The sequence below is a fragment of the Streptomyces sp. NPDC060205 genome (assembly GCF_042728395.1).
In the GTDB taxonomy this organism is placed as follows: domain Bacteria; phylum Actinomycetota; class Actinomycetes; order Streptomycetales; family Streptomycetaceae; genus Streptomyces.
Map to the genome: position 1 here is coordinate 1 of NZ_JBHWZP010000619.1, position 1,730 is coordinate 1,730.

Sequence of the window (1,730 nt, forward strand, 5' to 3'; positions counted from 1 at the left end):
GCCCGTCCGGCGTTTGAGGACGAGCGCGCAGCGCGATCAGGGGGCGAGGGGCGCAGCCCCATGCAGTGACGGGAAGGGTAGGGGCGGCGGGGGCGAAAACCCCTTCGGCGAGGCCCGCCCATGAAGCGGGCCAACGCGGCAGCAGCCCGCGGCGCACTCCTGCGCTGGACCGTACTCGCCACAGCGATCACCACCTGGCAGCTCACCACCCGCACCCACCCCAGCGTCTATTTCCCGCCACCCACCGACATCGCCCGCCACACCCACACCCTGTGGTTCTCGGGCCCGCCCACCCACGCCTTCCTCACCCCCGCCGCCACCGAGAACATCCTCCCCAGCCTCGCCCGCATGACCACCGGCTTCGCCCTTGCCGCGCTCGCCGGTATCGCCCTCGGTACGGCCCTGGGCCGCTCCCGCCGGGCCCACGCCCTGTGCAACCCGGTCCTGCAGTTCGCCCGGGCCGTACCACCCCCGGCCCTGGTCCCCGTCTTCGTCGTGCTCCTCGACTTCGGCACCCGCATGCAGGTCGCGTCGATCGTCTTCAGCGCCGTCTGGCCCGTCCTGATCAACACGGCGGACGGCGTCCGCAACACCGACCCCCTGCGCGTCGAAGTGGCCGCCGTACTACGGCTGAACAGGACCGAACGCCTCCGGTTCCTCTTCCTGCCCTCGGCGCTGCCCCGCATCTTCGCCGGCCTGCGCCTGAGCCTTTCGCTCTGCCTCGTCCTCATGGTCTTCTCGGAGCTGCTGCCCGGCACCGCCAACGGCATCGGCTTCACCCTCACCGACGCCCAGTCACGCTCCGACCTGCTCACGGTCTGGGCCGCGCTGGTGCTGCTCGGCGCACTCGGATACGTACTCAACACCGGTCTGCTGGCGGTCGAGAAACGGCTGCTGGGCAGCGGGGACAGGTGACAGGACCGCATGCTGCGTCTCGACTCGCTCGGCCAGGGGTACGGCGATCACCCCGTCCTGCACGACATCACCCTCACCGTGCCCGACGGCCAACTCCTGTGCGTCGTCGGGCCGTCCGGCTGCGGCAAGTCGACACTGCTGCGGACCGTCGCGGGGCTGCTCCCGGTCCAGGAGGGGACCGTCTCCGTCGACGGGACGCCCGTCACCGGGGTCCCGGACCGGCTGGCCGTCGTCTTCCAGGACTACGGACGCTCGCTCTACCCCTGGCTGTCGGTCCGCGAGAACGTCGCGCTTCCGTTACGGCGGCGGGGACTCGGTCGTGCGGAGCGGCGGGAGGAGGCCGAACGGATGCTGGAACGGGTCGGGCTTCCCGGGGCCGGGCGGCGGTATCCCTGGCAGCTGTCCGGCGGTATGCAGCAGCGGGTCGCCATCGCGCGTGCGCTGGTCTGCCGGCCGTCCCTGCTGCTCATGGACGAGCCGTTCGGCTCCCTCGACGCGCAGACCCGGGAGGATCTGGAGGATCTGCTGCTGGAGGTGCACCGGTCGGAGGAGGCGACGATCGTGTTCGTCACGCATGACATCGACGAGAGTGTGTACGTGGGGGATCGGGTGGTGGTGCTGTCCGGCGGGCCCGGGTCCCGGGTGATCCTCGACCTGCCGGTCGCGCTTCCCGGAGAACGGGACCAGATCGCTACGCGGGGTCTGCCGGAGTTCGTCGCGCTGCGCGCGGAGGTGGGCCGAGCGGTCCGCACATGAACCGACCTTTCCTCGCCCCCGCCGCCCCTACCCGTCCCGTCACTGCATGGGGGCTGCGC

General features: G+C 71.4%; 2 protein-coding genes. Both read left to right on the forward strand.

Going from position 1 to position 1,730, the window contains the following annotated elements:
• Positions 1-120 precede the first annotated feature (120 nt).
• Positions 121-915 (forward strand): ABC transporter permease, encoded by a 795-nt coding sequence (locus ACFWGJ_RS43545; protein WP_387334523.1) that lies wholly within the window; start codon positions 121-123, stop codon positions 913-915.
• Between the two features lie 9 nt (positions 916-924).
• Positions 925-1,671, forward strand: coding sequence for an ABC transporter ATP-binding protein (locus ACFWGJ_RS43550; RefSeq protein ID WP_387334524.1), 747 nt, complete (start codon positions 925-927; stop codon positions 1,669-1,671).
• Positions 1,672-1,730: the final 59 nt, after the last annotated feature.

What these genes read in the sequence shown, in the direction of transcription:
- ACFWGJ_RS43545 (WP_387334523.1), top strand. Translation starts at nt 121, where the DNA reads ATGAAGCGGGCCAACGCGGCAGCAGCCCGCGGCGCACTCCTGCGCTGG.
- ACFWGJ_RS43550 (WP_387334524.1), top strand. Translation starts at nt 925, where the DNA reads ATGCTGCGTCTCGACTCGCTCGGCCAGGGGTACGGCGATCACCCCGTC.